General features: G+C 61.6%; 23 protein-coding genes and 1 riboswitch. Of the genes, 18 read left to right on the top strand and 5 right to left on the bottom strand.

Translation table 11 applies throughout. The features are described 5' to 3' along the window. The first annotated feature begins 36 nt into the window (after positions 1-36). The 4 genes from BLW22_RS21235 (at position 37) to BLW22_RS21220 (ending at position 3538) form a co-directional block, all read left to right on the top strand. The gene (locus BLW22_RS21235) at positions 37-1110 is read left to right on the top strand and encodes an AI-2E family transporter (RefSeq protein WP_065940599.1); all 1074 of its coding nucleotides are present in this window, start codon (positions 37-39) and stop codon (positions 1108-1110) included. Positions 1111-1313: 203 nt separating this feature from the next. Continuing rightward, positions 1314-2018 (top strand): DnaA regulatory inactivator Hda, encoded by a 705-nt coding sequence (gene hda / locus BLW22_RS21230; protein ID WP_027603798.1) that lies wholly within the window; start codon positions 1314-1316, stop codon positions 2016-2018. 209 nt (positions 2019-2227) lie between these two features. Then, positions 2228-2857: a C40 family peptidase gene (locus tag BLW22_RS21225; protein ID WP_027603799.1), complete on the top strand. Its 630-nt coding sequence runs from the start codon at positions 2228-2230 to the stop codon at positions 2855-2857. Between the two features lie 144 nt (positions 2858-3001). Continuing rightward, complete coding sequence (locus tag BLW22_RS21220) at positions 3002-3538, top strand: C40 family peptidase (protein WP_027603800.1); 537 nt, start codon at positions 3002-3004, stop codon at positions 3536-3538. 82 nt (positions 3539-3620) lie between these two features. On the opposite strand, the gene BLW22_RS21215 is transcribed toward BLW22_RS21220, so the two are convergent. After that, complete coding sequence (locus BLW22_RS21215) at positions 3621-4934, bottom strand: PQQ-dependent sugar dehydrogenase (protein ID WP_074847421.1); 1314 nt, start codon at positions 4932-4934, stop codon at positions 3621-3623. 99 nt (positions 4935-5033) lie between these two features. Next, positions 5034-5290: riboswitch (cobalamin riboswitch) on the top strand. 73 nt (positions 5291-5363) lie between these two features. Here BLW22_RS21215 and cobO point away from each other — a divergent pair. From cobO to BLW22_RS21145, 14 genes are all read left to right on the top strand, one after another. After that, positions 5364-5975: a cob(I)yrinic acid a,c-diamide adenosyltransferase gene (cobO, locus tag BLW22_RS21210; protein ID WP_065924919.1), complete on the top strand. Its 612-nt coding sequence runs from the start codon at positions 5364-5366 to the stop codon at positions 5973-5975. After that, positions 5972-7321, top strand: coding sequence for a cobyrinic acid a,c-diamide synthase CobB (locus BLW22_RS21205; protein ID WP_074847420.1), 1350 nt, complete (start codon positions 5972-5974; stop codon positions 7319-7321). Before cobO ends, BLW22_RS21205 begins: the two co-directional genes overlap by 4 nt. After that, positions 7318-7968, top strand: a complete 651-nt coding sequence (gene bluB / locus BLW22_RS21200; protein ID WP_074847419.1) for a 5,6-dimethylbenzimidazole synthase — start codon at positions 7318-7320, stop codon at positions 7966-7968. The genes BLW22_RS21205 and bluB overlap by 4 nt, the downstream gene beginning before the upstream one ends. Then, positions 7965-8873: an adenosylcobinamide-phosphate synthase CbiB gene (cbiB, locus tag BLW22_RS21195; protein ID WP_074847418.1), complete on the top strand. Its 909-nt coding sequence runs from the start codon at positions 7965-7967 to the stop codon at positions 8871-8873. The genes bluB and cbiB overlap by 4 nt, the downstream gene beginning before the upstream one ends. Beyond that, positions 8866-9855, top strand: coding sequence for a threonine-phosphate decarboxylase CobD (gene cobD, locus BLW22_RS21190; RefSeq protein WP_065924923.1), 990 nt, complete (start codon positions 8866-8868; stop codon positions 9853-9855). Before cbiB ends, cobD begins: the two co-directional genes overlap by 8 nt. Further along, positions 9852-11303, top strand: a complete 1452-nt coding sequence (locus tag BLW22_RS21185; protein ID WP_065946843.1) for a cobyric acid synthase — start codon at positions 9852-9854, stop codon at positions 11301-11303. The genes cobD and BLW22_RS21185 overlap by 4 nt, the downstream gene beginning before the upstream one ends. Positions 11304-11673: 370 nt before the next feature. After that, positions 11674-12195, top strand: a complete 522-nt coding sequence (gene cobU, locus BLW22_RS21175) for a bifunctional adenosylcobinamide kinase/adenosylcobinamide-phosphate guanylyltransferase (RefSeq protein WP_065940592.1) — start codon at positions 11674-11676, stop codon at positions 12193-12195. Continuing rightward, positions 12192-13247: a nicotinate-nucleotide--dimethylbenzimidazole phosphoribosyltransferase gene (gene cobT / locus BLW22_RS21170; RefSeq protein ID WP_065946842.1), complete on the top strand. Its 1056-nt coding sequence runs from the start codon at positions 12192-12194 to the stop codon at positions 13245-13247. Before cobU ends, cobT begins: the two co-directional genes overlap by 4 nt. Continuing rightward, entirely contained in the window at positions 13244-13819 is a 576-nt protein-coding gene (cobC, locus tag BLW22_RS21165; RefSeq protein ID WP_074847417.1) for an alpha-ribazole phosphatase family protein, read from the top strand. Before cobT ends, cobC begins: the two co-directional genes overlap by 4 nt. 2 nt (positions 13820-13821) lie before the next feature. After that, positions 13822-14550 (top strand): adenosylcobinamide-GDP ribazoletransferase, encoded by a 729-nt coding sequence (locus BLW22_RS21160; RefSeq protein ID WP_074847416.1) that lies wholly within the window; start codon positions 13822-13824, stop codon positions 14548-14550. A gap of 42 nt (positions 14551-14592) precedes the next feature. Then, positions 14593-14997 (top strand): MarR family winged helix-turn-helix transcriptional regulator, encoded by a 405-nt coding sequence (locus BLW22_RS21155; RefSeq protein WP_027603812.1) that lies wholly within the window; start codon positions 14593-14595, stop codon positions 14995-14997. 63 nt (positions 14998-15060) lie between these two features. Further along, complete coding sequence (locus BLW22_RS21150; protein ID WP_162494272.1) at positions 15061-16260, top strand: MFS transporter; 1200 nt, start codon at positions 15061-15063, stop codon at positions 16258-16260. Beyond that, positions 16257-16379: a hypothetical protein gene (locus BLW22_RS35620; protein WP_256097712.1), complete on the top strand. Its 123-nt coding sequence runs from the start codon at positions 16257-16259 to the stop codon at positions 16377-16379. The genes BLW22_RS21150 and BLW22_RS35620 overlap by 4 nt, the downstream gene beginning before the upstream one ends. Positions 16380-16414: 35 nt before the next feature. After that, a complete protein-coding gene (locus tag BLW22_RS21145) occupies positions 16415-16966 on the top strand; it encodes a glutathione peroxidase (RefSeq protein WP_027603814.1) in 552 nt (183 codons plus the stop codon). A gap of 65 nt (positions 16967-17031) precedes the next feature. Here the strand turns inward: BLW22_RS21145 and BLW22_RS21140 are convergent, their stop codons facing one another. From BLW22_RS21140 to BLW22_RS21120, 4 genes are all read right to left on the bottom strand, one after another. Next, positions 17032-18315: an OmpP1/FadL family transporter gene (locus tag BLW22_RS21140; RefSeq protein WP_065924931.1), complete on the bottom strand. Its 1284-nt coding sequence runs from the start codon at positions 18313-18315 to the stop codon at positions 17032-17034. 146 nt (positions 18316-18461) lie between these two features. Continuing rightward, complete coding sequence (locus BLW22_RS21135) at positions 18462-18944, bottom strand: hypothetical protein (protein WP_065946840.1); 483 nt, start codon at positions 18942-18944, stop codon at positions 18462-18464. Positions 18945-19223: 279 nt separating this feature from the next. Continuing rightward, entirely contained in the window at positions 19224-19445 is a 222-nt protein-coding gene (locus BLW22_RS21130) for a hypothetical protein (protein WP_010563939.1), read from the bottom strand. 444 nt (positions 19446-19889) lie between these two features. Continuing rightward, positions 19890-20195: a hypothetical protein gene (locus BLW22_RS21120; RefSeq protein WP_065924933.1), complete on the bottom strand. Its 306-nt coding sequence runs from the start codon at positions 20193-20195 to the stop codon at positions 19890-19892. Positions 20196-20538: the final 343 nt, after the last annotated feature.

Raw genomic sequence — 20538 nt, 5'->3', positions numbered from 1 at the left:
TTCCTATATAGATAGAAGCAAATAATGGAGTGGTTTATGGCGGATACGCGTCGTTGGGTGTGGCTTGGCGGGATCGTCCTGCTGTGCGTTTTTGTGTTCCTGCTGCATTCGATCCTGACGCCGTTCCTGGTTGCGTTGCTGCTCGCCTATCTGTTCGATCCTGTGGTGGATCGCCTGGAAAAAGCCGGTCTGTCGCGGACCTTGGGCGTGGTTGCGGTGTTTGCGTTGTTCACATTGATCATCACCGCGCTGGTGCTGGTGCTGGTGCCGATGCTGGCCAAGCAACTGTTTCGTCTCTATGAGCTGGCGCCGCAGATGCTCGACTGGCTGCAGCACACGGCGATGCCGTGGGCCCAGGCCAAGTTGGGCCTGTCGGATGGCTTCTGGAAGTTCGACAAGGTCAAGGCGGCGATCAGCGAGCACATGGGCCAGACCACCGATATTGTGGGGGTGATCCTCAGTCAGGCGACCGCCTCCAGCCTGGCGCTGATCGGCTGGTTGACCAACCTGGTGCTGATCCCGGTGGTGGCGTTCTACCTGCTGCGCGATTGGGACATCATGATGGCCAAGATCCGCAGCCTGCTGCCCCGCAACCGTGAAGAGCGCATCGTGGCCCTGGCCGGCGAGTGCCATGAGGTGCTTGGCGCCTTTGTGCGTGGGCAGTTGCTGGTGATGCTGGCACTGGGGATCATCTACGCGGCGGGCTTGATGGCCATCGGCCTGGAGCTGGGCCTGTTGATCGGCCTGATCGCCGGCCTCGCCGCTATCGTGCCGTATATGGGCTTTGTGATCGGTATCGGTGCGGCGTTGGTGGCTGGCCTGTTCCAGTTTGGCGGCGACCTGTACCCGATGCTGGGGATTGTCGCGGTGTTCATGGTCGGCCAGGCCTTGGAAGGCATGGTGCTCACGCCGTTGCTGGTGGGGGACCGGATTGGCCTGCACCCGGTGGCAGTGATCTTTGCGATCCTGGCGGGCGGCGAGCTGTTCGGTTTTACCGGCATTCTGCTGGCACTGCCGGTGGCGGCGGTGATCATGGTGCTGGTGCGTCATGTGCACGATCTGTACAAGGATTCCGACGCCTATACGGGGGTCGAAGACCCCGACCTGTAACCGCTGCGTCACAAACCCGGCTTCGGCCGGGTTTGTTGTTTATGGGGCTATGGCGTCAAACAATCCGCTTAAAACCGGCAAGTTAACGCAAACCTTTGATTTTGCTTGTGGTCTGCTGCATTGTGCGCCCGGCGTCACGGGTATAAACTTTGCAAACTTTACACAGAGGCCACTAACGGTTCGATGGGAGCCGTTCAGTCAGCATGAAACCGATTCAGCTGCCCTTAGGTGTGCGTCTGCGTGATGACGCTACCTTTATCAATTACTACCCAGGCGCCAATGCCGCTGCACTCGGCTATGTCGAGCGGCTCTGCGAAGCCGACGCCGGGTGGACCGAAAGCCTGATCTATCTGTGGGGTAAACACGGCGTAGGGCGTACCCACCTGTTGCAGGCCGCTTGCCTGCGTTTCGAGCAGATGGGCGAGCCGGCGGTTTACCTGCCCCTGGCCGAGTTGATGGATCGCGGCATCGGGATCTTCGACAACCTTGAGCAATACGAACTGGTGTGCCTGGACGATCTGCAGGCAGTGGCCGGCAAGGCGGATTGGGAAGAGGCGCTGTTCCATCTGTTCAACCGCCTGCGTGACAGCGGCCGGCGCTTGTTGATTGCGGCCTCCACCTCGCCACGGGAGTTGCCGGTGAAGCTGGCCGACCTCAAGTCGCGCCTGACCCTGGCGCTGATCTTCCAGATGCGCCCACTCTCCGACGAAGACAAACTGCGTGCCCTGCAATTGCGTGCATCCCGTCGCGGCCTGCACCTCACCGATGAAGTCGGGCACTTTATCCTCACCCGTGGCACCCGCAGCATGAGCGCGTTGTTCGATTTGCTCGAGCAGCTCGATCAGGCCTCCTTGCAGGCTCAACGAAAATTGACGATCCCTTTTCTCAAGGAAACGTTGGGCTGGTAACTGGTTGAATCTACGGGGTTCGGCAATTTCCAGGCGCCAGAAACCCTGCGTTTAAGCCACGTTGGCTACGCATGTGAACCGATAAATGGAATTACGGCTTAGATGTCATAGTCCAATCGCGAAGTCACATAGATCACGATTGAATTTGCAAATCGATGTGATAGAAGGCATAGTCTCGACTTCTTTACATACCAGCCACGGTCGTGCCCATGCTAAATCGCTTCGCACCCCTCGTGCCCCTCGCACTCGTTACCCTCTTGTTTGGTTGCGCCTCCCACCCTCAACAGGTGGTTGAGCAGCAAAAACCTCAACAACAGTCCCAGGCAAAATTCGTTGCTGCACAGTCTGCTTCTGTCTATGAAGAAGAGGTGGCAACCGAAAAGGAACTGGCCGATTTTTCCGGCAACAAGCCTTACCAGCTTCCAGTCCTGGCCGACAGCATCCTCGAACGCGGCATGTCCCTGATCGGTACCCGTTACCGTTTCGGCGGTACCTCTGAAGCCGGTTTCGACTGCAGCGGTTTCATCGGCTACCTGTTTCGTGAAGAAGCTGGCATGAACCTGCCACGCTCCACGCGCGAAATGATCAACGTGAAAGCACCGTTGGTCGCGCGCAACAACCTCAAGCCCGGTGATCTGCTTTTCTTCAGTACTGCAGGTCGTGGTCGCGTAAGCCATGCCGGTATCTACCTGGGCGATAACCAGTTTATCCACTCCAGCAGCCGTCGCAGTGGCGGTGTTCGAGTCGACAGCCTGGGTGACAGCTACTGGAGCAAAACCTTCATCGAAGCCAAGCGCGCACTCGCCATGGCCCCGACTACGGTTACCGCCAGTAAGTAAACTTAAAGTGATACTTGAAGTTTGACGTGTAAGCGCTAGAATCCCTGGACATTGTTGTAATCCGTTCGCGCGAGCTTTGCTTGCGCGTTCTGGTTTTCAGCGTTCGGCAGCGATAGCCGCATCCAGACCAGGATTGTTCTGCACATGTCGACCTCAGCCCGCCTGCTCCTTATTCTCTGCGCCGCGCTTATCAGCGCCTGCGCCAGCCGGCCGCCACCCGCTCCCGTTGCGGTCAAGCCCAAGCCGGTATTCAACTATTCCACCCAGAATTTCTCGCCTGCGGCCGAAGACGTACTCTTTCGTGCACTGGGCCTGGTCGGCACGCCTTACCGTTGGGGCGGCAACACGCCGGACTCGGGTTTCGATTGCAGTGGCCTGATCGGCTTCGTCTTCCGCGACGCCGCCGGCATCTCCCTGCCGCGCACCACTCGCGAACTGATCGTGATGCGCGCCCAGGATGTCAGCGAGCAGAACCTGCAGACCGGCGACCTGCTGTTCTTCGCCACCGGTGGCGGCTCCCAGGTCAGCCACGCCGGGATTTACGTGGGCGAAGGTCGCTTTGTGCATGCGCCGCAGACCGGCGGTACGGTCAAGCTGGACACCTTGTCCAAGGCGTATTGGCAGAATGCCTATCTGAGCGCCAAGCGTGTGTTGCCAGCAAACCTGGCACGTAATCCCTGAAATCAGCGATAAGCTTCAAGTCGTAAGCTGCAAGAGGGTGCAATGCCACCTTGCAGCTCCACGCTTGAAGCTTGCGGCTTCGCTACCTAGTGGCCGACACCCGCCACACCTTATTCCCCACATCATCCGCCACCAGCAAATCCCCTTGCTGATCGATCACCACGCCCACCGGCCGGCCCATGGCGTTCTCATCTTTATCGAGAAACCCGGTCAGCACGTCCACTGGCTGCCCTTTAGGCTGGCCTGCCTCGAACGGCACGAAGATCACCTTGTAGCCACTGTGGGGCTTGCGGTTCCATGAGCCATGCTGGCCGATGAACGCGCCGTTGCTGAGCGGCGCCGGGAGTTTGCTGCCCTCGGCGAACGTCAGTCCCAAAGACGCGGTGTGCGGCCCTACCGCATAGTCCGGCACGATTGCCTTGGCCACCAGGTCCAGGTTCTGCGGCGTGACGCGTACATCCACATGCTGGCCGTAATAGCTGAAGGGCCAGCCATAGAACCCGCCATCCTTGACCGAGGTGATGTAGTCGGGCACCAGGTCGCTGCCGATCTCGTCGCGCTCGTTTACCGCTGTCCATAGCTTGCCGCTCTGGGGTTCCCAGGCCATGCCGTTAGGGTTACGCAGGCCGGAAGCGAAGATGCGCTGCTGGCCGCTGGCGCGATCGACTTCCCAGATAGCCGCCCGGCCCTGTTCCGCCTCAAGACCGTTCTCACCGACGTTGCTGTTGGAGCCGACGCTCACGTACAGCTTGCTGCCGTCCTTGCTGGCGATCACGTTCTTGGTCCAGTGGTGATTCAGGGGCCCGCCCGGCAGGTCGACCACCTTGGTGCCAGGTGCCTTGATCGCGGTTTCGCCCGCTTGATAGGGAAAACGCAGCAGCTTGTCCGAATCGGCGACGTACAGGTCATTGCCGACCAGTGTCATACCGAAGGGCGAGTTGAGGTTTTCCAGGAACACCGTACGGGTCTCGGCAACCCCATCGTGATCGGCGTCGCGCAGCAGGGTAATGCGATTGGGGCTCGGCACCCCGGCACCGGCGCGGCCCATGACCTTCTCCATGACCCAGCCGCGAATGCCCTTGGAATCATCCGGTTTGGGCGGCGCATTGGTTTCTGCCACCAGCACATCGCCGTTGGGCAATACATACAGCCAGCGCGGGTGATCCAGGCCTTCGGCGAACGCCGCCACTTGGGTGCCGGCCGCCGCCGTTGGCTTCACGCCCTCCGGCCAGCCGATAGCCGGGGCAATGTTCACCGTGGGAATCAGGGTTTTGTTCGGCTCGGGTAGCTGCGGCGACGGCCCGGTGCCGTCGGACACCTGCAGGGTGGAGCTTTCACCGCAGCCCGCGAGGGTGCCGGCGAGCATGATGAGTAGGGCGAGTCTGGTTTTATGCATGGTGTTCTCCTTGATACCTGTAAGGGTAGAGGAGGGCGCTGGTGCGATGGTTCAAGTGCAAGGCCAGCTTTAATTGACGCTCCACCCCCAACCCACTAACCTTCGCGGCTTGTTCCAGGTGCTCTGTGACCCACGGGTCGACCGAGTGAAACAGGGAAGCCGGTGAGCGAGCGCACTTGTACACAGTGCTGCCGCGATTCCGGCGCTGCCCCCGCAACGGTAAATGAGTCAAGACGGTGCCTTTTGCCACTGTATCGCCCGCGATATGGGAAGGCGCGCCGTCGGCGTGTTCGCTCTGTCGATGAGCCAGCGCACCACTCATGAGCCCGGAGACCGGCCTGGATCATCCAACAGCATCACGGTGGGCGATGCTTGGCTGTCTGTTTTTTCCTGCCTGCCGTTTTTGTCCAGCCCCAACGGAGAGCTGCCATGACCGATACCCCCGACCGCGACGAACGCCACCTGGCGCGCATGCTGCGCAAAAAAGCCGTGATCGACGAGCGCATCGCCAATTCCCCCAATGAGTGCGGCTTGCTGCTGGTGCTGACCGGCAACGGCAAAGGCAAGAGCAGCTCGGCATTCGGTATGCTCGCGCGCGCCATGGGCCACGGCATGCAGTGCGGTGTGGTGCAGTTCATCAAGGGGCGCAACAGCACCGGTGAGGAGTTGTTCTTCCGTCGCTTCCCCGAGCAAGTGCGTTTCCACGTGATGGGCGAAGGCTTCACCTGGGAGACCCAGGACCGCCAGCGCGATATCGCTGCCGCCGAAGCCGCCTGGGCCGTGTCTCGCGAACTGCTGCAAGACCCGCGCATCGGCCTGGTGGTGCTGGATGAGCTGAACATCGCCCTCAAGCATGGTTACCTCGACTTGGACCAGGTCCTCAGCGACCTGCAAGCGCGTCCGCCGATGCAGCACGTGGTCGTCACCGGCCGTGGCGCCAAGCCTGAATTGATCGAAATGGGCGATACCGTCACCGAAATGGGCATGCTCAAGCACGCGTTCCAGGCCGGGATCAAGGCACAGAAGGGCGTCGAACTTTGAATCAGCCCCGTCACTGCCCGGCCGTCCTGATCGCTGCACCGGCGTCCGGCCAGGGCAAAACCACCGTCACCGCCGCGCTGGCCCGTTTGCACCGCAACCTGGGGCGCAGGGTACGCGTGTTCAAATGCGGCCCGGATTTCCTGGACCCGATGATCCACGAGCGCGCCAGCGGTGCGCCGGTGTATCAATTGGACATGTGGATGGTGGGCGAGCAGGAAAGTCGCCGCCTGCTGTGGGAAGCGGCGGGTGAGGCCGACCTGATCCTGATCGAAGGCGTGATGGGCCTGTTCGATGGCACACCGTCCAGCGCCGACCTGGCGCGGCATTTCGGCGTGCCGGTGCTCGGTGTGATCGACGGCACCGCCATGGCCCAGACGTTTGGCGCCCTGGCCCTGGGCCTGGCGCGCTATCAGCCGGACCTGCCGTTTGCCGGGGTGCTGGCCAACCGCGTCGGCACCCTGCGCCATGCGCAGTTGCTGGAAGGCAGCCTCACCGAAGGCTTGCGCTGGTATGGCGCCCTGTCCCGCGAAACCGGGATCGAACTGCCCAGCCGCCATTTGGGCCTGGTGCAGGCCAGCGAGCTGAATGACCTCGACGTGCGCCTGGACGCCGCCGCCCAGGCCCTGGGCAGCAGCTGCGAAGTCGCATTGCCGCCACCGGTGACCTTCGCCGCGCCGGAAGTGATCATGGCCGAACCATTGCTGGCCGGTGTGCGCATTGCGGTGGCCCGTGACGAAGCCTTCGCCTTCACCTATGGCGCCAGCCTCGACCTGCTGCGGGCGATGGGGGCCGAGTTGCACTTCTTCTCGCCGATCCATGATCGCCAGCTGCCCGAGGCTGACAGCCTGTATTTGCCCGGCGGTTACCCGGAATTGCACCACCAGGCGCTGTCGCAAAACACGCCGATGCTTGACGCCATTCGTAACCATCATGCCGCCGGCAAACCCTTGCTCGCCGAGTGTGGCGGCATGCTCTACCTGCTGGACTCGCTCACCGATGTCGACGGCACCCGCGCCGAACTGGTCGGCCTGCTGCAAGGCGATGCGGTGATGCAAAAGAAACTCGCGGCCCTGGCCCTGCAAAGTGTCGAACTGCCGGAAGGCGTGCTGCGCGGGCACACGTACCACCATTCCCTGACCAGCACCGAGTGCCAGCCGATTGCCCGTGGCCTGAGCCCGAACGGTGGGCGCGGTGCCGAAGCGGTGTTCCGGCAGGGGCGGATGACGGCCTCTTACGTGCACTTCTATTTCCCGTCGAATCCGACGGCGGTAGCCGCGTTGTTTGCCCCGGACCGAGCTGAAACCCCATCCACTGTGGGAGGGGGCTTGCCCCCGATAGGGCCATGACCGACAACGCTTTCCCCCAGGCCGACCGCGACGCCGTCTACCGCGCCATCGCCGAACGCCGCGACATGCGCCACTTCAGCGGCGGCAGTGTCGCGCCCGAATTGCTGCATCGCCTGCTCCAGGCCGCGCACCAGGCGCCCAGTGTCGGCCTGATGCAGCCCTGGCGGTTTATCCGCATCAGCGACCGCGCGTTGCGCAGCCGGATTCAACAGTTGGTGGAAGAAGAACGCGTGCGCACCGCCGAGGCGTTGGGCGAGCGCTCCGATGCGTTCATGAAGCTCAAGGTCGAAGGCATTCACGACTGCGCCGAAGTGCTGGTGGCGGCGTTGATGGATGATCGCGAGCGCCACATCTTCGGGCGGCGCACCTTGCCGGAGATGGACCTGGCGTCGCTGTCCTGTGCGATCCAGAACCTGTGGCTGGCCGCGCGGGTCGAGGGGTTGGGCATGGGCTGGGTCTCGCTGTTCGAACCCCAGGCCCTGGCCGACCTGCTGCGCCTGCCGCCCGGTGCGAAACCCCTGGCGGTCTTGTGCCTGGGGCCGGTGACGGAGTTTTACCCGGCACCGATGTTGCAGCTCGAAGGCTGGACCGAGCCTCGGCCGTTGAGTGACATGGTGTATGAAAATGCGTGGGGAGTGAGTCAATGAGTGTGGCCTTGCTGTGTGTCGCAGCAGTGGCGCTGGATGCGCTGCTGGGCGAGCCCAGGCGCTGGCATCCGCTGGTGGCGTTCGGCAATTTTGCCGGGCGCATCGAGCAGCGTTTCAACAGCGGTGGCCGGGGCTGGCGCAGCCATGGCGTGACCGCGTGGGTTATCGCCGTGGTGCCATTGACCCTGCTGGCCACCGCGTTGTCGTGGGCGCCGTATATCGGCTGGGTCCTGGAGATCCTCGCGTTGTACTGCGCCCTCGGCATGCGCAGCCTCGGCGAGCATGTGATCCCGGTGGCCCAGGCCCTGCGCGGCGATGACCTCGACGCGGCCCGCACACGGGTGAGCTACCTGGTCAGCCGCCAGACCAGTGAACTGGATCGCACCGAAGTCGCCCGTGCCGCCACCGAATCGGTGCTGGAAAACGGCAGCGATGCGGTGTTTGCCGCGTTGTTCTGGTTTGTCGTCGCCGGCGTACCGGGCGTGGTGCTCTACCGCCTGAGCAATACGCTCGACGCGATGTGGGGCTATCGCAATGAACGCTTCGAGCGTTTCGGTTGGGCCGCGGCCAAGATCGACGATGTACTCAACTATGTGCCTGCACGCCTGGTGGCCTTGACCTACGCCGTGCTGGGCAAAACCCGCCTGGCCCTCAAATGCTGGCGCACCCAGGGGCCGACCTGGGACAGTCCCAATGCCGGGCCGGTGATGGCATCCGGCGCTGGCGCGTTGGGCGTTGAGCTGGGTGGCGCCGCGATTTACCACGGCGAGGTGCACCAGCGTCCGCCACTGGGCGAAGGCCCGGCGGCGGATGCCGACTCTATCGACCGCGGCTGGCAACTGGTGCAGCGCGGCGTATGGTTGTGGTTGCTGATTCTCTGCGTGGGGGGGCAATTTTATGCTTGAGCACGGTGGCCGGCTGCGCAAGGCAGCGATTCAGTACGGGATTGCCGAGGCCGATTGGCTGGACCTGTCTAGCGGCCTCGCACCCTGGCCATGGCCGATCCCGGAGATTCCGCTGCGGGCCTGGGCGCGCTTGCCGGAGTCCGACGACGGCCTGGAACAGGCGGCCAGCGAGTATTACGGCGCCGCGCATCTGCTGCCGGTGCCCGGCTCCCAGGCGGCGATTCAGTTGCTGCCGCGCCTGCGCCGTGCCGGCAAGGTCGGCGTGCTGTCGCCGTGCTACGCCGAACATGCCGAGGCCTGGCGGCGTGCCGGCTACGTGGTGCGTGAAGTGCAGGAGCAGGAAGTCGACTTCTTCCTCGACGTCCTCGACGTGCTGGTGGTGGTCAATCCCAATAACCCCACCGGACTGAGCCTGGCCCCGCAACGCCTGCTGGACTGGCACACAAGGCTGGCCCAGCGCGGCGGCTGGCTGGTGGTGGACGAAGCGTTCATGGATGTCACCCCGCAGTTGAGCCTGGCGAGCCAGGCCCATCAGGTCGGCCTGATTGTGCTGCGTTCGTTCGGCAAGTTTTTCGGCCTGGCCGGGGTGCGCCTGGGCTTTGTGCTGGCCGAGCGCAGGCTGCTCAAGTTGCTGGCCGAACAGGTTGGGCCCTGGGCTGTCAGCGGGCCGACGCGGGTACTGGGCCAAGTGTGCCTGCGCGATACTGCCGGTCATGCACGGCAGCGGGCACGCTGCATCGAGGCCGGCCAGCGTTTGTTTGAACTGCTCGAGCGTCGTGGCTTTCAACCCCAGGGCGGCTGCGCGTTGTTCCAATGGTTGATCACCCCGCACGCCGAGCGCATGCACGAATTCATGGCCCAGCGCGGCATCTTGCTGCGCCTGTTTGTGCACAACAGCAGCGTGCGGTTTGGCCTGCCCGACACCGAGGCCGATTGGTCGCGTCTCGACGAAGCGCTGGCTGCCTACAAGGACGCCTCATGAGTACGCTGATGGTGCAAGGCACCACCTCCGATGCCGGCAAAAGTACCCTGGTGACCGCGTTGTGCCGTTGGCTGGTACGCCAGGGCATTGCCGTGGTGCCGTTCAAACCGCAGAACATGGCGCTCAACAGTGCGGTGACGGCCGAGGGCGGCGAGATCGGTCGTGCCCAGGCGGTGCAGGCCCAGGCGGCCAACCTGGCGCCCCATACCGACATGAACCCGGTGCTGCTCAAGCCCAACAGCGACACCGGCTCCCAGGTGATCATCCATGGCCGCGCCGTGACCAGCATGAACGCGGTGGCCTATCACGACTACAAAGCCATCGCGATGCAGGCGGTGCTGGCTTCCCACGCGCGGTTGAGCGAAGCCTACCCGGTGGTGATGGTGGAAGGCGCAGGCTCCCCGGCGGAGATCAACCTGCGCGCCAACGACATTGCCAATATGGGCTTCGCCGAGGCCGTCGACTGCCCGGTGCTGCTGATTGCCGACATCAATCGCGGCGGGGTGTTCGCCCATCTGGTCGGCACCCTGGAATTGCTCTCTCCCAGCGAACAGGCGCGGGTCAAGGGCTTCATCATCAACCGCTTTCGCGGCGACATCGCACTGCTGCAACCCGGCCTGGATTGGTTGCAGGCACGCACCGGCAAACCGGTGGTGGGCGTATTGCCCTACGTGATGGACCTGCACCTGGAAGCCGAGGACGGTATCGACCAACGCCAGATCGACAAGGCGGCGCAGGTGCTCAAGGTGGTGGTGCCGGTGTTGCCGCGCATCAGCAACCATACGGATTTCGATCCGCTGCGCCTGCATCCTCAGGTGGACTTGCAGTTCATCGGGCCGGGCCAGCCGATTCCGGCCGCCGACCTGGTCATCCTGCCGGGCTCGAAAAGCGTGCGCAGCGACCTCGCGTACCTGCGTGCCCATGGCTGGGACACCGCCGTGGCGCGGCACTTGCGCTACGGCGGCAAGGTGCTGGGGATTTGCGGCGGGCTGCAGATGTTGGGCGAGCAGGTGCATGACCCGTTGGGCTTGGAAGGGGGGGCGGGTTCCAGTGAGGGGCTGGGGTTGTTGGCGTTCAGCACGACCTTGGAAGAAGAGAAGCAATTGCGCAATGTGCGTGGGCGGTTGGTGCTGGAGGATGCTGAGGTCAGTGGGTATGAGATTCATGCAGGGGTGACGTCGGGCGATGCGCTGTCTCATGCCGCCGTGGTGCTGGACGACGGGCGTAGTGATGGGGCTTTGAGTGCTGACGGGCAGATCCTTGGTACGTATCTGCATGGTTTGTTCGAGACGCCGGCGGCTTGCAGTGCCTTGTTGCGTTGGGCTGGGTTGGAGGATGTGCAGGAAGTGGATTATCACGCTTTGCGCGAGCGGGACATTGAGCGGTTGGCGGATTTGGTGGAGAACCATTTGGACACCGATTTGTTGCGTAGTCTGTGTGGGGTTTAAGGGTGTACACACGGTTCAAATGTGGGAGGGGACTTTCGGTGTACATATCCATTCCTGCGGTAACGGCCACTTATGGTTCCGCTCTTACAGCGGCTCACTTTTGGAAAGGCCCAAAAGTAAGCAAAAGGCCTTCGCCCCACCACTCGGCACCTCGCTTGGGCTCGGTGTGCCCGAACGCAGGCTTGAATCCGTGGGCCGCCGCAATGGGCCATCCCTGGCCCAGTGCGGCTAACCCGGCGTCCTGCCGGGTTACCCACGGATTCAAGCCTGCGTTCGGCCAGCGTGGTTTACGGGGCGACTTCAGATCAAAAGCAGGATCAAAAACGACTCGCTTCGCATCGTGGAGTGGTGGGTGGGGAGGGGGGGTCTCATGCTTCAACTGATTTTAGGTGGCGCCCGCTCCGGCAAAAGCCGCCTCGCTGAAAAACTCGCCGGCGACAGCGCTTTGCCCGTGATCTATATCGCCACCAGCCAACCGCTTGACGGCGAGATGAATGCCCGCGTTGCCTTGCATCGCGAGCGTCGCCCTGATCACTGGGGTTTGATCGAAGAACCTGTCGAGCTGGCGCGTGTGCTACGCGAAAACGCTGCGCCCGGTCGTTGCCTGTTGGTGGATTGCCTGACCCTGTGGCTGACCAATCTGCTGATGCTCGAAGACGCGCAGCGCCTGGCGTTCGAGCGCGATCAATTGCTGGAAAGCCTGGCCGTGCTGCCGGGTGAAATTATTTTTGTCAGCAACGAGACCGGTCTGGGTGTCGTGCCGCTGGGCGAATTGACTCGCCGCTATGTGGATGAAGCCGGTTGGCTGCATCAAGCCTTGGCCGAGCGCTGTCAGCGTGTTGTCCTGACGGTTGCCGGCCTGCCCCTGACGTTGAAAGGTACTGCGTTATGACTGACACCTGGTGGCTCAACCCTTGTAAGGCCATTGACGCCTCGGCGTACGAACAAGCCCTGGCGCGCCAGCAGCAATTGACCAAGCCGGCCGGTTCCCTGGGCCAGCTGGAAGCGCTGGCGGTGCAATTGGCCGGCTTGCAGGGCCAGGTCAAACCGTCGGTGGACCGGCTGTGGATCGCCATCTTTGCCGGTGACCACGGCGTGGTTGCCGAAGGTGTATCGGCGTTTCCCCAGGAAGTGACCGGGCAAATGCTGCATAACTTTGTCACCGGTGGCGCGGCCATCAGTGTATTGGCGCGGCAACTGGATGCGCAGTTGGAAGTGGTCGACCTCGGTACGGTGACCCCTTCGCTGAGCCTGCATGGCGTGCGTCACCTGAATATTGGCGCGGGCACCGCCAATTTCGTCAAGGGCCCGGCAATGACCGGCGCCCAGGGCCGATTGGCATTGCAGGCGGGTCGCGACAGTGTGCTGCGCGCCCGTGAAAGCGGTGCGCAGTTGTTTGTTGGCGGCGAGATGGGCATTGGCAACACCACCGCCGCCAGTGCGCTGGCCTGCGCCTTGCTCGATTGCCAGGTGACCGAGCTGACAGGCCCGGGCACCGGATTGAATGCCCAAGGCGTCAGTCACAAGGTGGCGGTGATCGAACGCGCGCTGGCCGTGCATGCGGCGCAGCGTGGGGATGCGCTGCACACCCTGTGCAATCTCGGTGGCTTTGAAATCGCTGCCCTGGTGGGCGCTTATCTGGCCTGCGCCCAGGAAGGCATCGTGGTGCTGGTGGATGGGTTTATCTGCACCGTCGCGGCACTGGTCGCCACACGCTTGAACCCGGCGTGCCGCGAATGGCTGCTGTTCGGCCACCGCGGCGCCGAGCCTGGCCATCGCCATGTCTTGCAGAGCCTCGATGCACAACCGTTGCTGGAACTCGGCCTGCGCCTGGGCGAGGGCAGTGGCGCGGCGTTGGCGGTGCCATTGCTGCGCCTGGCCTGTGCGCTGCACGGGCAGATGGCGACGTTTGCCGAAGCGGCCGTGGCAGACCGTCCGGCATGACCTTGCACCTGGACCTGTTGCGCCATGGCGAAACCGAACTGGGGGGTGGCCTGCGCGGCAGCCTGGACGATGCATTGACCGCCAAGGGCTGGGAACAGATGCGCGCCGCTGTGGTGGCACAGGGGCCCTGGGATCGGCTGATCAGCTCGCCGCTGCAACGCTGCGCGCGGTTCGCGGATGAACTGGGCGCGCGGCTGAATGTGCCGGTGAGTCTGGAAAAGGACCTGCAGGAACTGCACTTCGGTGCCTGGGAAGGGCAAAGTGCGGCAGCGCTGATGGAGACCGACGCCGAAGGCCTGGGCCGGTTTTGGGCCGATCCCTATAGCTTCACGCCGCCCCAGGGCGAACCGGTCAGCGCGTTTTCCCTGCGGGTTTTGGGCGCCGTCCTGCGCCTGCATAAGGCATATGCCGGTGAGCGTGTGCTGTTGATCAGCCACGGTGGGGTGATGCGTTTGCTGTTGGCCCAGGCTCGGGGGCTGCCCCGTGAGCAGTTGCTGAATGTCGAAGTCGCTCATGGCGGGTTGTTCAACCTGCGGGTCGGCGCCGATGGCGTGTTGAAGGAAGGAGTCTGAGCATGCTGCCGTTCTGGATCGCCGTGCAGTTCCTGAGCAGTTTGCCGATTCGCCTGCCGGGTATGCCGCAACCGCAGGAACTGGGGCGCTCGTTGCTGTTTTATCCTGTAGTCGGGTTGCTGTTCGGCGTGCTGCTGTGGGGGCTCAATACGCTGTTGATCGGATCACCGCTGTTGTTGCACGCCGCGCTGCTGCTGACGGCCTGGGTGTTGCTCAGTGGCGGCTTGCACCTCGACGGCCTGGCGGACAGCGCCGATGCCTGGCTGGGTGGCTTCGGCGACCGCGAGCGCACCCTCAGCATCATGAAAGACCCGCGCAGCGGGCCGATTGCGGTGGTCACCCTGGGCCTGGTGTTGCTGCTCAAGTTCACCGCGCTGGTGGCTTTGATCGAACAGCGCAACGGTGTGGCGTTGATTCTCGCGCCGTTGATCGGCCGCGCGTCGATGCTGGGGTTGTTTCTCACCACGCGCTATGTGCGAGCGGGTGGGTTGGGCCAGGCGTTGTCGGATCATTTACCGCGCGTCGTCGGGCAACAGGTGCTGATCCTCAGTGGCCTGGCCTGCATCCTGATCGGTGGTTTCAGCGGGGGGCTCGCCGTGCTGCTCGCGGCCGTGTGTTTTATCGGCCTGCGCCAACTGATGGTCAATCGCCTCGGCGGCACCACCGGCGATACCGCTGGCGCGCTGCTGGAGCTGCTGGAAGTGGCTGTTCTGGTCGGTTTGGCGTTGTAACACTTTCTTGCATTTCCTTAATCGCGGGTATATACACGTTCCATGCTTGCCTCCCAATGTTTATGCACCAACCTGCGACGTGCCGCCCGTGGCGTCAGCAGGCACTACGACGGCGCCCTCGACGGCTTCGGGATCAACGTCGCCCAGTATTCCTTGCTGTGCAACCTGCAGCGCCTCGATCAACCGAGCATTTCCAGCCTGGCCGACGCCATGGGCCTGGATCGCAGCACCTTGGGGCGCAACCTGCGGGTGTTGGAAGGTGAGGGCCTGGTGCGGATGGTGGAGGGCGATGACCTGCGCAACCGCCTGGTGCTGTTGACCGCCGCCGGTGAAGAGCGCCTGGCGGCAGCGTTACCCGCCTGGGAGGCAGCGCAACAGAAATTGATCGATCAACTCGGCGCGGAAAAACGCGAAACCCTGTTGGCCTTGCTGGATGAACTCGCCTGAACGCGGGTTTGTTCGAATACAAGCGGGTATATACCCGCGAACGGAGAATAAGAAATGACGTCGATGTGGCGCACCAGTGGTTGGATCCTTGTAGGGAGTGCGCTGATCCTGGCGTTGTCCTTGGGCGTGCGGCACGGGTTCGGCCTGTTCCTGGCGCCGATGAGCAGCGAATTCGGCTGGGGCCGTGAGACCTTTGCCTTTGCCATCGCCTTGCAGAACCTGATCTGGGGCCTGGCGCAGCCCTTTACCGGTGCCCTGGCCGACCGGTTCGGCGCCACCAGGGCGGTGTTTGTCGGCGGGGTGTTATACGCCGCGGGCCTGGTGTTGATGGGCCTGTCGGATTCGGCGTGGTCATTGTCCTTGAGTGCCGGCCTGCTGATCGGGATTGGCCTGTCGGGTACATCGTTCTCGGTGATTCTGGGCGTGGTCGGCCGCGCCGTGGCGCCGGAAAAGCGCAGCATGGCCATGGGCATTGCCAGTGCCGCCGGTTCGTTTGGCCAGTTCGCCATGGTGCCGGGCACCTTGGGCTTGATCAGTTGGCTGGGCTGGTCGGCCGCGTTGCTGGCGCTGGGCCTGATGGTGGCGCTGATCCTGCCGCTGGTGAGCATGCTCAAGGATCGCCCGCTGCCGGTCATGGCCGGCCAGCAGACCCTGGGTGAAGCCTTGAAGGAAGCCTGCTCCCACTCCGGGTTCTGGCTGCTGGCCTTCGGCTTTTTCGTCTGCGGTTTCCAGGTGGTGTTTATTGGTGTGCACCTGCCGGCCTACCTGGTGGACCAGCACTTGCCGGCCACGGTCGGCACCACGGTGTTGGCGTTGATTGGGTTGTTCAATATCTTCGGCACCTATACCGCCGGCTGGCTTGGCGGGCGCATGTCCAAGCCGCGCCTGTTGACCGGGTTGTACCTGCTGCGCGCGGTGGTGATCATCCTGTTCCTGTGGGCACCGGTGACCGAAGTCACGGCCTACCTGTTCGGCATGGCCATGGGCTTTTTGTGGCTGTCCACGGTACCGCTGACCAACGGCACGGTCGCCACATTGTTCGGGGTGCGAAACCTGTCCATGCTCGGTGGGATCGTGTTCCTTTTCCACCAGCTCGGCTCGTTCCTTGGCGGTTGGTTGGGCGGAGTGGTCTATGATCGAACCGGTAACTACGATTTGATCTGGCAAGTGGCAATCCTGTTGAGCGTGCTCGCCGCAGCCCTTAACTGGCCGGTGCGTGAGCGGCCGGTGGCGCGATTGCAGGCGCAGATGGAGACGGCATGAGTTCGACCTGGTATTGGTTTGGCGGGGCAATCGCGGCCGCACTGTTGCTGGCCCTGGCCTGGTGGGGCTGGCAGCGCGGTGGCCTGGCGTTGATGCAACTGGGTATGTCGATCTGTTAAGTTCGGTGCCTGAACTCTTTAAAGGACGTTTCGACATGCAGATGCGCTGGCTGGCTGTACCCGTGCTGATGGCTGCTTTTGGCGGCGTGGCGTTGGCTGCCGATTGCCCGCCGTTGCTGGAGGGTCAATTGCCCAAGTTGCGCGCCAAGGAATCCATCGACCTGTGCCAACGTTTTGCCGGCAAGCCCCTGGTGATCGTCAACACGGCGAGCTTTTGCGGGTTCGCGCCGCAATTCAAAGGCCTCGAAGCGCTGTATCAGCGCTACAAGGATGAAGGGTTGGAGGTGATCGGCGTGCCATCCGATGACTTCAAGCAGGAAGCCAAGACCGGCGAAGAAACCGCCAAGGTCTGCTACGTGAACTACGGCGTGACCTTCACCATGACCGAGCCGCAGAAGGTCAAGGGGCCGGACGCGGTGCACCTGTTCAAGGTATTGGCGCAGCAGAGCAATGCGCCGAAGTGGAATTTCTACAAGTACGTGGTGGACCGCCAGGGCAAGGTGATTGCCGATTTCTCCAGCCTCACCAAGCCGGACAGCCCCGACCTGATCAAGGCGGTGGAGCAGGCGATAGCGTCCAAACCCTGATTATCGGGCACTGAAAAGCCCCGCCTCCCTTGCAGGAGAGCGGGGCTTTTTTACACCCGTCCGGATCAGAAGGTGTAGGTCATGCCCAGGCCGAAACCGTTGGCACTGTTTTCGTACTTGGCGCGGTAACTGGCTGTCGACGGGGCGTTAGCCGTCTGGTTGATCTTGACGTCTTCTTCTTTCAGGTACGAATACGCCAGGTCGACGGTCATGTTATCCATGACTTTGTAGCCCAGGCCCACGCTGAAGATCGTACGGTCGCCCGTCGGGATGCGCGGCGAACGATCGGTGTTGTTGGCCGGGGATTGGTCGAAGGTCAGGCCGGTACGCAGCACGACTTGCTTGGTCAACTGATACGAGGTACCCACGGCGTAGGCCCAGGTGTCGTGCCAATTTTGTTCTTCAGTGATAGAGCCCAGTTGGCTTGGCGCCAGTAAGCCGCCTGCAGCTGTTACGCCTTCGTTGTTGACGGTGATCTCTTTCAGGCGACTCCAACGCGTCCAGGTTGCACCGCCGTAGAGTTTCCAGGCGTCGGTCAGGTCTTGGGTGACCGACAGGTCGTAGGACTCTGGGGTGTCGATTTTCAACGAAGCGTCGTAACGGTTGTTACGCAGGAACGGTTGAGTGGCCGCTGGGCCGCTGACCGTGGTGTGGCCTTCCAGCTTGTACTTGACCTTCGAGTGGTAGGTCAGGCCCACGCGAGTGGTGTCGGTGGCCTGGACCAATACGCCGACGTTGAAACCCAGGGCGGTATCGTCACCCTTGATTTTGACGTTGGTGTCGGAGGCAAGCGGGCTGAGGGTCTTGTCCGACTCAAGCACACCGGAAATCCGGTTGATGGTCGGGCCAAAGCCGATGGATACACGATCATTGAACGCATAGCTGACAGTTGGCTGGAAGGTCATGACCTTCACTTCGCTCTTGCTGCCGAAGCCGCGACCCTGGAAGCCGTTTTCATAGTCGGTCACCAGGCCGAACGGTGCGTATACACCGAAGCCGATAGCCCACTGATCGTTGAGTTTGTTGGTGTAGAAACCGAATGGCACCGCGGTGAACGGAACCATGTCGCCTTTGTTGGAACCGCGAGAGTTGCCACCGGTATTGCTGATATCGGTCGACGCATCAATGGCAGCGACACCACCGGTGATTTGTTGGCCATTCAGACGGGACATACCGGCCGGGTTACCGTAGACAGTGCTTGCATCATCGGCAGAAGAAGAGCGACCTGCGAAACCCGTACCCATCCCGCTGACGCTCTGTTCGTTCAGTGCGAAACCGCTTGCGAACAGTTGGGAGGATGCCATGGCAACGGCGAGGCTAAGTGTGGTCTTGAGCATTACTTTTTTCATTATTAGAACTCCGTGGTGATCACCGCAGCGGAAAGTATCAATAAAATTAACATCGCGCTATAGGCTGTAATGCAGGAGATAGAGCGGTTTTGTAGGACAATCCGACCAAAATTCGGCTTTTTTGCCGAATCTTGCAAATTGCCCGGTCAGCAGGCCACGTGATTCAAGGGCGAAACACAGGTTTGCCAGGCCTGGGTGAAATCCCGCAGCCTTCCTTGAGGATGAAATATTTCTTTCCAGATACGCGCCATGGCTAAAACATCACCGGGTGGTGGCAGGGCGGGGCTGTGTTGTTCGACCAGGAGCCAGGCGATGGCCGTGGCATAACGCAGGTTTACGGTGAGTTCCAGTTGGGGCGCACTGAGAAAGGCGTGTTGGCTGGCGAGCCCGCGTACCAGGCTGGCACGCTCGGGATCGAGCGCCAGGTAGTTATCCCACAAGGCGCGATGGCGAGGTTCGGTGATGCTGTACAGGCCGTGGCCGCGTCGATCATGCAGGGCAGAACCCAATTCCGACTGGCTGGCGGCGATACCCAGCAGCAGTGACTCAGCCGTTGGGCTCTGCTGGCCGAGGTACGTCAAGGTCGGCCGGATCACATAGCGACACAATTCACTGGCTGCGATACCCATACATGCCTCAATCCGTGAAAAGGGTCGACGAGCCCTGAGAAAGGGGGCTTGGCAGCAGTGGATCGGCTCTCAGGCTCGTCGGAAGCGGATCATGCCGCTTGAGTTGAAGTGTAGTGTCATATTCATGAGGTAAAGGACTGTTTTTAAAACATCTTCTTCAACCAGTTATAACGTTTATATCGATTTGAACTTAGTGCAAATACTCGAGGCAAGAATGACGGGCAATAAAAAACCCTGTGTTTTAAACAGGGTTTTTTGTGTTTCAGCGACTCGGGTCGATCAGGCAACCAGTGCCTGACGGGTACGCTCGATCACGGCCTGCAGCGGTTCAGCGCTGGAGTATTGATCGGGGTACAGGCGTTCGCTGTGACGGGCGATGCCGTGTTCGTTGACCAGGGTGAAGCTGAAGCAGCCTTTGCGAGCGGCCATGATCAGGCAGTTCATTGGGGCAAAAGCGTTGGTGAGGGTGCGAATGGCATCCTGAGTGTGGATAGCGGACATATTATTGGTGTTCCTACAAATGACACGGATAAGAACCGTGCAACGTTAAAACGTTCCAGTAACGTTGATCACCATTGATCGAACGAAGAACCCGACTGGAACAAAGCAGCCAGTTTGAAGCGCTGATTAAGTTAGGCGCGCTTGGGCTGGCAGGTAGGTACTTAGGAGGGCAGGCAACACAACAAGGGCAAAGGTTCTGGGCCCGGGGTGAAGATCCTGATCAATTTGCAGGTTGGTTCGGTCAGAGTATTAAAACTTCGCGGCACCCTTTGCTTGTTCAAAGGCAGTGTCGTCGCAAGTGATACCTGGAAACCATCGAGGTGGTCGATCCCGTGTTGTTCAGGGGAGTTGTTCGACCAGAATTGACTTTCAGCTTGGTACTAACGCTGCGGATAGTAACGGATTGAAACAGGCAATGGAAGCGTGCTAGTCAAAAAACTTCAATCAGCCGCCCAGCAGGCCGCGATACACCAGCACCGTGACGGCGGCGGCCAGGGAACAACCCAACCCATAGGCGGCCAGGGTCAGGCGCAAGGATTGGCCGGTCTCGACCATCTTCATCACATCGCCCATGTCATCGATACGCCCTTCACCCAGCTCGATGCACAGGCTCACGGCGGTGAACGCGGCCGATAGCAGGATGGCGATGGCAAACAACGCCCCATCCGGGGATGGCAGTACGACATTTATCCCTAATGAAATGGCACAGATGGCCAGTAACAACACGGCGAATAACAGCATTCCTTTCATCGGCCCACTCAGCGTTGTGTTGTCCGTCGGGCAGTGTGGCGAGCTGGCAAAGATTTGAAAAGTCCCTGTTTTGCCTCGGCGGTAACATTTTTGAAGGCTATCGCTTCAAAAAAAGCCGGAGATATAACCATCGGATCGGTACTTGTGCACATTAGTTGCGGCGTGTGTAACCTGGCTGTCAGTCGCTGGACAGGGCCGCCATTTGCCTGCAATGGAAATTTAAGTCAATGAAAAATCTGGCTTTTTTTTATTGGTGAAAAAATCGTCAGTTTGACTGTGGGCCCCGTTCCATGGGCCTTTGCGCGAGTTAAAGGCTGGTTGTCCACTGAGTTATCCACAGCTT

The organism is Pseudomonas marginalis (assembly GCF_900105325.1).
Lineage (GTDB): Bacteria > Pseudomonadota > Gammaproteobacteria > Pseudomonadales > Pseudomonadaceae > Aquipseudomonas > Aquipseudomonas marginalis.
Note: the sequence above shows the minus strand (reverse complement) of the source record. Positions and strands in the feature narration are given on the sequence as shown.

Bases quoted from the DNA above. Each gene is read 5' to 3' on its own strand.
- cobC (WP_074847417.1), top strand. From the start codon at position 13,244: ATGACCTTGCACCTGGACCTGTTGCGCCATGGCGAAACCGAACTGGGG.
- cbiB (WP_074847418.1), top strand. From the start codon at position 7,965: ATGAGTGTGGCCTTGCTGTGTGTCGCAGCAGTGGCGCTGGATGCGCTG.
- BLW22_RS21120 (WP_065924933.1), bottom strand. From the start codon at position 20,195: ATGAAAGGAATGCTGTTATTCGCCGTGTTGTTACTGGCCATCTGTGCC.
- BLW22_RS21130 (WP_010563939.1), bottom strand. From the start codon at position 19,445: ATGTCCGCTATCCACACTCAGGATGCCATTCGCACCCTCACCAACGCT.
- BLW22_RS21140 (WP_065924931.1), bottom strand. From the start codon at position 18,315: ATGAAAAAAGTAATGCTCAAGACCACACTTAGCCTCGCCGTTGCCATG.
- BLW22_RS21135 (WP_065946840.1), bottom strand. From the start codon at position 18,944: ATGGGTATCGCAGCCAGTGAATTGTGTCGCTATGTGATCCGGCCGACC.
- BLW22_RS21235 (WP_065940599.1), top strand. From the start codon at position 37: ATGGCGGATACGCGTCGTTGGGTGTGGCTTGGCGGGATCGTCCTGCTG.
- cobO (WP_065924919.1), top strand. From the start codon at position 5,364: ATGACCGATACCCCCGACCGCGACGAACGCCACCTGGCGCGCATGCTG.
- BLW22_RS21160 (WP_074847416.1), top strand. From the start codon at position 13,822: ATGCTGCCGTTCTGGATCGCCGTGCAGTTCCTGAGCAGTTTGCCGATT.
- BLW22_RS21145 (WP_027603814.1), top strand. From the start codon at position 16,415: ATGCAGATGCGCTGGCTGGCTGTACCCGTGCTGATGGCTGCTTTTGGC.
- cobU (WP_065940592.1), top strand. From the start codon at position 11,674: ATGCTTCAACTGATTTTAGGTGGCGCCCGCTCCGGCAAAAGCCGCCTC.
- cobD (WP_065924923.1), top strand. From the start codon at position 8,866: ATGCTTGAGCACGGTGGCCGGCTGCGCAAGGCAGCGATTCAGTACGGG.
- BLW22_RS21185 (WP_065946843.1), top strand. From the start codon at position 9,852: ATGAGTACGCTGATGGTGCAAGGCACCACCTCCGATGCCGGCAAAAGT.
- BLW22_RS35620 (WP_256097712.1), top strand. From the start codon at position 16,257: ATGAGTTCGACCTGGTATTGGTTTGGCGGGGCAATCGCGGCCGCACTG.
- bluB (WP_074847419.1), top strand. From the start codon at position 7,318: ATGACCGACAACGCTTTCCCCCAGGCCGACCGCGACGCCGTCTACCGC.
- cobT (WP_065946842.1), top strand. From the start codon at position 12,192: ATGACTGACACCTGGTGGCTCAACCCTTGTAAGGCCATTGACGCCTCG.
- BLW22_RS21225 (WP_027603799.1), top strand. From the start codon at position 2,228: ATGCTAAATCGCTTCGCACCCCTCGTGCCCCTCGCACTCGTTACCCTC.
- BLW22_RS21220 (WP_027603800.1), top strand. From the start codon at position 3,002: ATGTCGACCTCAGCCCGCCTGCTCCTTATTCTCTGCGCCGCGCTTATC.
- BLW22_RS21150 (WP_162494272.1), top strand. From the start codon at position 15,061: ATGTGGCGCACCAGTGGTTGGATCCTTGTAGGGAGTGCGCTGATCCTG.
- hda (WP_027603798.1), top strand. From the start codon at position 1,314: ATGAAACCGATTCAGCTGCCCTTAGGTGTGCGTCTGCGTGATGACGCT.
- BLW22_RS21155 (WP_027603812.1), top strand. From the start codon at position 14,593: ATGCTTGCCTCCCAATGTTTATGCACCAACCTGCGACGTGCCGCCCGT.
- BLW22_RS21215 (WP_074847421.1), bottom strand. From the start codon at position 4,934: ATGCATAAAACCAGACTCGCCCTACTCATCATGCTCGCCGGCACCCTC.